This window comes from Protofrankia sp. Cj3, from assembly GCF_917627355.1.
Lineage (GTDB): Bacteria > Actinomycetota > Actinomycetes > Frankiales > Frankiaceae > Protofrankia.
This window is the reverse complement of record NZ_CAKJTR010000090.1, coordinates 3,078-10,645: the sequence shown is the minus strand read 5'-3', so window position 1 is coordinate 10,645 and position 7,568 is coordinate 3,078. Positions and strand designations below refer to the sequence as shown.

General features: G+C 66.4%; 6 protein-coding genes. 3 read left to right on the top strand and 3 right to left on the bottom strand.

Going from position 1 to position 7,568, the window contains the following annotated elements; translation table 11 throughout:
* Positions 1-46 precede the first annotated feature (46 nt).
* A complete protein-coding gene (locus tag MJ783_RS13715) occupies positions 47-883 on the bottom strand; it encodes an undecaprenyl-diphosphate phosphatase (protein WP_239310824.1) in 837 nt (278 codons plus the stop codon).
* A gap of 575 nt (positions 884-1,458) precedes the next feature.
* On the opposite strand from MJ783_RS13715, the gene MJ783_RS13710 reads away from it, so the two are divergent.
* Together MJ783_RS13710 and MJ783_RS13705 are read left to right on the top strand one after the other, a co-directional pair.
* Positions 1,459-2,268, top strand: coding sequence for a tyrosine-protein phosphatase (locus MJ783_RS13710; RefSeq protein ID WP_239310823.1), 810 nt, complete (start codon positions 1,459-1,461; stop codon positions 2,266-2,268).
* A gap of 109 nt (positions 2,269-2,377) precedes the next feature.
* The gene (locus tag MJ783_RS13705) at positions 2,378-3,241 is read left to right on the top strand and encodes a polysaccharide deacetylase family protein (protein ID WP_239310822.1); all 864 of its coding nucleotides are present in this window, start codon (positions 2,378-2,380) and stop codon (positions 3,239-3,241) included.
* An 18-nt stretch (positions 3,242-3,259) separates the two neighbouring features.
* Here MJ783_RS13705 and MJ783_RS13700 read toward each other — a convergent pair whose 3' ends face one another.
* Positions 3,260-4,147, bottom strand: a complete 888-nt coding sequence (locus MJ783_RS13700; protein ID WP_239310821.1) for a putative RNA methyltransferase — start codon at positions 4,145-4,147, stop codon at positions 3,260-3,262.
* Between the two features lie 215 nt (positions 4,148-4,362).
* Between MJ783_RS13700 and MJ783_RS13695 the strand changes: the two genes are divergently transcribed.
* Positions 4,363-5,592 carry an FAD-dependent oxidoreductase gene (locus tag MJ783_RS13695; RefSeq protein ID WP_239405470.1) on the top strand — a complete coding sequence of 410 codons (1,230 nt, stop codon included), beginning with the start codon at positions 4,363-4,365 and terminating at the stop codon, positions 5,590-5,592.
* A 662-nt stretch (positions 5,593-6,254) separates the two neighbouring features.
* On the opposite strand, the gene MJ783_RS13690 is transcribed toward MJ783_RS13695, so the two are convergent.
* On the bottom strand, positions 6,255-7,061 hold the full coding sequence (locus MJ783_RS13690) for a FadR/GntR family transcriptional regulator (RefSeq protein WP_239310819.1): 807 nt from the start codon (positions 7,059-7,061) through the stop codon (positions 6,255-6,257).
* Between the last annotated feature and the right edge of the window lie 507 nt (positions 7,062-7,568).

Below are 7,568 nucleotides of genomic sequence, written 5' to 3'. Positions count from 1 at the left end.
CCTGCTTGGCCTGCTTGGCCTTGCCTGAGCTGGCTCGGCTCGATCGTCAGGTTGCCGCGACGACGCCCGTCCCGACGAGGAGCAGCACGGCCACCCCGAGGATGATCCGGTAGATGATGAACATGTCGTAGTTGTTCTTGCCGATGAATTTCAGTAGCCAGGCTATGGCGACATAGGCGACGGCGAAGCTGACGAGCGTAGCGATGATCGTCGGTGTCCAGCCAACTCCGTGCGAGATGTTGCTGGCCGCGCTGACGCCCTGTAGGGCCGCGGCACCGAACAACGCAGGGATGGAAAGGAAGAACGACAGTCTGGTGACAGTCACTCGGTCGAGGCCTCGGGTCAGACCGGCCGACATCGTCGCGCCGGACCGGGAGATGCCGGGGATGAGCGCGGCACACTGGATCAGGCCGATGGCCAGAGTGTCCTTCCAGGTGACGTCCTCCTCATGTCGCTTCTGGGTGGCGTTGCCGTCGGCGTATGCCATGACACCGCTCCACATGATGAGCGCGATGCCCACGAACCAGAGGCTGCGCAGGGTCGTTTCGATCACGTCCTTGAACAGCAGCCCGACCACGCCGATGGGCAGCGAGCCGAGCAGCACCGCCCATCCGAACAAGTAGTCGGGGTGGCCGCGCCAGCGAGGCTGGACGATACCGCGGAGCAGGACGGCCAGGATCCTCCCCAGATCCTTGCGGAAGTACAGCAGCGTCGCGAAGACCGCGCCGACCTGAATGATCGCGGTAAACGCGGTTATGTCGGGATCGTCGATGGAGTACCCGAGCAGTTTTTCCAGGATCGTCAGATGTCCTGTGCTCGATACCGGGAGGAACTCTGTCAGTCCCTCGACCGCGCCGAGAAACGCCGCCTCCAGCAGGTTCACGCCCACCCCTCTTCGTTGCCGGTCCTGTCGGTCCTGGCGATCCTGTCGGTTTCCGCGGTACCGGGCGGACGGCCCGTGGAGGCAAGCCGAGCGCGACCAGATCGCCTGTCGCTGTCGCCTGACAGTGCAAATCGGATGAAATCGTCTAAACTTTGTAGCATCACAGCATGTACCGGCGCATTGCCGTTCGCGATTGTATGGCCGGACTTCAGGGCCGCATCCGCGGCCGCGGACGTCCGGGGAAGGCGTCATGGCCGATCCACTCGGCGTAAGAGCGACCGGCACCAGGGGAGGTGACGTCGCGGGGCTGGGGCACATGCCTCACGTCATCGCTCCCCGCGCATCGCACAACGATGCGCGGGTGCCCCGGCTCGTCGGTCGCCGCCCGGGCGGCGCGAGCTGGACAAGTCCCTGTTGCCCGAGCTAGGGCGTGCGTCGGAAGCCGCCTGGACGCGGCTCCCTGGTCGAACGACGACTTCCGGAACACGCCGTAAATCTTGGCTCTGGGTTCAGATCTGGGACGGATACGTGTGGTCCACTGGAACGCGATCGGACGATCAGGCGGGAGCGAACCCATGAGCGGCAGCGAGATCGCGGCACCCGAGCCGGCCACCGACAGCTCGTCGGCATCGGCGGCCCGGCGGGCTCGAGCCGGATCGTCAGTGCGGCCCAGCCGAGATCAACTGGTGAACCTGCGTGACCTGGGTGGCTTGCCGACCGAGGACGGCGGGTGCACCCGAGCCGGTGTGCTCTACCGCAGCGACGCGCCACGGCATGGCGATCGGGCGCCGGTGTTCGACCTCGAATGGCCGCCCCGCGTGGTCATCGACCTGCGGTCGCCGGTTGAGCAGGACGGCGGCCCGCACCCGCTGGAATCGGCGACGACCGATGTCTGGAGGATCCCGCTGCTCGGTGATGTCGACCCCGCCAGCCCCACGTCCGAAACCGCCGCCGCGCTCGCTGGTGGCCTGGGCACGATGTACCGGGCGATCGTCGAGCTCGCCGGACCACGGGTGGTCGAAATCATGCATCTCGTGGCCCACGCGCCTGGCCCGGTACTTGTGCACTGTGCTGCCGGCAAGGACCGGACCGGCCTTGTCGTGGCGGTCCTGCTGCGCGCGGCGGGCGTCGAACAACAGGCGATACTCGCGGATTACGCGGCCACAACCGCGAATATGCCGGCAGTGTTGCGTCGGGTTGGTAACAATCCGTTGCTACCTGGTGCGGGCTGGGGCGCTTCCGATCTGATCACGACCTCGACCTCGGCTGTTGAGCGGGTGCTGGCCACCATCGACGATTACCCGGGCGGCCTGTCGGGCTGGTTCGCGGCCAACGGCGCGCATCCGGACGCGGTGGGCAGCTGGCGGTCCCGGCTCGTGGTCTGATCCTGTTGCCCGGATCCGTGGCCTGCCGCAGGGGGCCCGACTGCGCGGAGCGGCGAGATCCATGTCCTTGTAGTTGCGCTCCGTAGTCGGAGTCCTCAGAATCCCGTGGGTGGACCGACGTATCCTTGCTAAAATTTTTGCCCTCGGAGCCGCTGACATGCTTGTCGGCTGTGCCAGGGAGCGGCCGAAGCCCGCCCCGCCAGCGGTCGCTCCGCAGCCTGGCGGTCCGTCTGCGCACATGTTGCCCGATACGCCGGTCCCGCGGTTGCAGGCACCGGTGGTGGCGTCATCGAGCGTGCAGCCGGCAGCCAGCCCGTCGGCGTCGTCCGCCGTGCCCCAACAGCAACAAATTCTGTTCAACGCGCCGGAGACGACTCGCCGGGTTGCGCTTACTATTGACGACGGCTTTAATCCCGTCGCGGTTGCCGGATATGTCGGCTTCGCCAGCCGGACGAATATTCCTCTCTCGTTCGCGCCAAACGGGATGTACCGTAACGTCTGGAACCAGCATGCTGACGCCATCCGGCGGCTGATTGAATCCGGACAGGTCACGATGGTCAACCACACCTGGAGCCACCGGAGTATCCGCACCCTTTCCGACGCGGCGCTGCGGGCTGACGTCGAACGCAATGATGACTGGGTCAGCCGGACATTCGGGGTCACCACCCGACCGTGGTTCCGCCCACCGTACGGGGAGCATAACGAGCGGTCGCGAGCGGTTCTTGCCGAACTCGGCTATTCGCGGATCCTCATGTGGAGCGGATCGGTGGGTGACGCGCGGATGGGGGTCACGGCGGGCGAACTCATCGCGGCCGCGCGCCAGGCCATCCAGCCGGGGGCAGTGGTGCTGGGGCACGCGAATCAGGCGGTTGTCGTCAGCCTGTACGGAGAACTCGAGCGGCTCATCGCGCAGCGGGCGCTGGTGCCGGTCACGGTCAAAACAATGTTCACGGCCGACCAAAACGTTCGTTGAACCCAGCGGGCCGCCTGTTCACGGGACCGCCTCTTTACGGGAGCGTGTGCCGTAGGGCTCGTATAATTCGATCATAAACGAAGCCGTCGAGGCCGCGCCGGCCGGCCATCGTTCCTCGATGAGCAGCTGTATGTCGGCAGCGCGCCGGTGGTGTGCGGTCGGACCCATCATGACGAGATGCAGAAGATCCTGTGCGGTAAGCGATAGATCCAGATCGAGTGTCCATTGGTCCCGCTGGACGAAGGAGCCAGCCAGTTTCGAGCGGAGGCGCTCGGGTTTTCGTTCGTCAACCGTGACGAGACCTAGCGAATCAACAAGTCCGGCCAGATGGCGGACGGTGGGCGTTACGATGACGAGATGTCCGTCCGGCCGGAGGATGCGGTGCATTTCCGTGACATTGCGCGGCGCGAAGACATCGAGCACGACCGAGGCGGTGCCCGTGCGCACCGGCAGCGGCCCGCGCAGGTCCACACCGACCGCGCCGATCCGCGGATGCGCACGCGCCGCACGCCGCAGCGCTTGCCTGGACACGTCAAGCGCGATGCCGACCGCGCTGGGGCACAGGTTCAGCAGATGCGCCAGGTAGTAGCCAGGGCCCGCGCCGACGTCGACGAAGACCTGTTCACCGCCGATCGCTCCATTTTTGATCGTGTAGTTTCGGATGACCGCGCCAAGCTGGTCGGCGAGCGCCGCGTAGTGGCCGCCAGCGAGGAACGCCTCTCGTGAGCGGACCATTTCCGCATGGTCACCGGCGACTTCCGCGGCCCGGCCGGTTGTGAGCGTCAGATGGCCTCCTCGAGCGAGGTCGTACGCGTGGCCGTCCGGGCAGCGCACCTGCCCGGTGCCGACGGTGAGAGACAGCCCGCATATCGGGCATGTGAGATAGGTGAGAACCGCATGAATCACGCGTGGCCCACCGTCATCATCGGCCGCATGGCAACGACAGTACGTGCCTGGCGCAGCCTACCGGATCAACCCACGGCCAATTGGCGTTCCGATGGTGAGGTGGTATGACGCACTGGTCCGCTGACAGGAGATCAGAAGCAGGCCCGGTATCCGTGGGCTCCGCTGCCGGCCGCGGGTCGCCCGGGACGGAACGGGTGGCGGTTGTCGGTGCCGGCATGGTCGGGCTGGCCACCGCGTGGTTTCTCCAGGAACGCGGAGCCCGCGTGACAGTGTTCGAACGTGCCCAGGTGGCCGCCGGGTCGTCCTGGGGCAACGCCGGCTGGCTCACTCCGAGCCTGGCGGTACCGTTGCCGGAACCGGCTGTGCTGCGCTATGGCCTGCGGGCCGCGTTGAGGTCGACATCCCCCGTGTATGTACCGCCGCGTGCCGACCCGCGGCTGCTGCGATTCCTTGCCGAATTCGCCCGCAACAGCACGGTCAGCCGTTGGCGGACGGCGATGGGTGCCCTTGTGCCTGTCAACCGGCGGGCGTTCGACGCTTTCGACCTCCTTGCCGCCGGTGGCGTGGCGGTACCCACCCCTACTGCCGTGCCCTTTCTGGCCTGTTACCGTGACCCACGGGAGCGGGATGCGTTGGTCATGGAGCTGGAGGAGATCCGCGACGCTGGCCAGCACGTTGATTTTGACCTGCTCGATGGCCCCGCGGCGCGCACACTGCAGCCGGCGCTGACAGATAAGATCAACGCTGCGGTCCGCATCAATGGCCAGCGATTCTGCGATCCCGGGAGCTTTGTGCTGTCGCTCGCGAACAGCGTCCGGGCTCGGGGTGGTGAGGTGCGGGAGGGCGTCGGTGTGCTCGCCATCCACGCTGATCGTCATGATCGATACCGTGCTGGCGCCGCTGATGTAAGCGTGGAGCTCTCCACCGGGCAGCGTGGCCGGTTCGACGCGGTGGTAGTTGCCAGCGGTGCGTGGTTGCCCCATCTTGTTCGTTCGTTTGGGGTCCGGACTCCCGTCCAGGCGGGGCGCGGGTACAGCTTCAGCGTCGCGGCACGCGACTTACCGCAGGGCCCGCTCTACTTTCCCGCCCACCGGGTGGCGTGCACACCGCTGGGGGGGCGGCTGCGCATCGCCGGGATGATGGAGTTCCGGGAGCCGCATGCGCCGCTCGACCGCCGCCGTGTCATGGCGATCGTCAACGCGGTTCGCCCCTTGCTGGCCGGCGTCGATCTCGATACGCGGACGCAGGAGTGGGTTGGTTCTCGCCCGTGTAGCCCGGACGGTCTTCCGCTGATCGGGCGTACCGCGTCACCACGGGTGTTTGTCGCAGGCGGTCACGGGATGTGGGGTATCACACTCGGACCAGTCACCGGCCAGCTGGTGGCCGAGGCGGTCATCACGGGCCGCTCTCCGGCCGAGCTCGCGCCTTTCGATCCACTGCGCTGACGGGTAGCTCGGCCATCTGGGCGGGCCGACTTGTTTCCGCCGGCCGCGGGTTTGTCAGGTTGACGGGTAGTGGCAATGTGAAGTCATTGAAATACTCTCAGTCGCAAATTGTGGTGGGGTGATCGGGTGTCGGCTGCGCCCGCCGATCGTGCTTTGACAACTCCCGCGCGGGGTGCAAGTCTGCCTGGGCAGGTGATGAGCGGTCGTGCCATCGGCACAGCGTCGGATGGCCGGCCGTTGACCGCCGAGTCGGCCAACGGCCGCGCGGTTGGGAGTTTCTGCGCGGTGGGCGGCCTCAGAGAATCTGAATCTGGGGGCCAGAGGATGCGTAATCATTGTTCTTCACGCGCGCCCGGAAGCCGGGGGGAATCTGGCAGAGCGGACGGGCGGCTGGCGGCGCCCTGCCATTCACTTTCCAGATCATGGGCAGGAGCCCGCCGCCGTCCTCCCCAGGTGGCTGTCGTTCCCGGCGGCGCTGGGGCCGTCCAGGTCATCTGCGATGAGGGCCATCGCTGGTGGGTCGTGCGCTGGTCGATTGCTGGGCTGCTTGCTGACGGCCCTTTCGAGACACGAACTGATGCGGTTGACCGGGCACGTAACCAATCCGGGCTCTGACGCGGGGCCGAACAACGGTCACGGGCCCTTACCGATCAGCTTACCGATCAGCCGAGTAGATCGAGCACGGTCGCGGCCACCGGACCGTCGGTCAGGTAACGGCCGGCTTCCAGTAGGTGTTCTCGCCAAAGATCTTCGGCGGCACGAGCCTCACGGGCCTCGATGAGGTCCACGACGCGTTCATGGTCGAGGAGGCGCCGACGGATGGCGAGCCGGTGCTCGGGTCCACGCTCAGCGGCGGGCTGGGAGATCGTTGCGAGATCGAGAATGTGGCGCAGCATGCCCGACAGAACCGAGAGCGTCGTGTTCCCAGCGAGATCCACCAACAGGATATGGAAGGCGAGATTGGCCTGTAGGCACTGGCCTGGATCGTCGGTCGCTGTGGCGGCGGCGGTCTCGCCTACCGCGAGCCGGAGTTTGTCCAGGTCATCCTGTGTGTGGTTCTCCGCCAGGATCGCCACGCAGGGCGGCTCAATCACAGCGCGGGCCTGGTGGATATCGGCCAGCGTGGTACCGCGGTACTCCAGAACCAGGGCGGCGTAGCGGGCGGCGATGTCGCCGTTTGGTGTGTGCACCCGCGCACCACCATGTGCGCCGCGCCTGACTGTGATCAGCGCCTCGGATTCCAGGACCCGGAATGCTTCTCGCAGTGTCGGCCGGGAGACACCGAACTGTTCCATGAGGGTGGCCTCGGGCGGCAGCGCGTCACCTTCGACGAGTTCTCCCCGCACGATGCGGCGCCGCAGGTGGGCCGCGACGAGTTCGGCGGTCTTCGGGACTCGAACCTGCTGCCCGATCGCGACCACCGTGCCGGCCCTGCTAGTAGCCGGCATCGCCAGCTCTTGTACAGCCATCGTGGGCGCCTCCATCGACAACGAACAGGTGAGTCTCTTTACAACACGGACCCGGCGAGCCAAGGGGTTCAGCTCAAATGTTGTTGGTGCTTGAGGTTACCAATGGGTCGTCCCTGTTCCCTAGAGAGCCCGGACACATCCGAGGCTTCGATGTTGTCCACAAGTAGTCTTTGCCTGGCCCGATGGGGATGCTGGCTGGGGTTGTTGAGCGTGAGGGTGGCTGGAAAAAATTTCCAGCCACCCCTTCTGTAAAGGGTCGCTGACCCCTGTGCTATAAGAGCATCCGGCCGCGGTGGCCGAGCATCGGCCGCAAGGATCTCGATCAGTCGTGTATCCACTTGGCGCCGCTGGTCCGGGGCGCTGCATTCGTCCGGTGCGGCCAGCGGAGCGGCACCGCTCGCGCACAGGGCCGGGCGCATTGGCGAACCCGGCAGGCCCGCTGCCGTCCTGCCGTCTCGGTGCCTGCCGCGGCGCGAAGAAACGGCCATGAGCGGTCCTGGCTGGGTG

What these genes read in the sequence shown, in the direction of transcription:
- MJ783_RS13690 (WP_239310819.1), bottom strand. Translation starts at nt 7,061, where the DNA reads ATGGCTGTACAAGAGCTGGCGATGCCGGCTACTAGCAGGGCCGGCACG.
- MJ783_RS13695 (WP_239405470.1), top strand. Translation starts at nt 4,363, where the DNA reads ATGGTCGGGCTGGCCACCGCGTGGTTTCTCCAGGAACGCGGAGCCCGC.
- MJ783_RS13710 (WP_239310823.1), top strand. Translation starts at nt 1,459, where the DNA reads ATGAGCGGCAGCGAGATCGCGGCACCCGAGCCGGCCACCGACAGCTCG.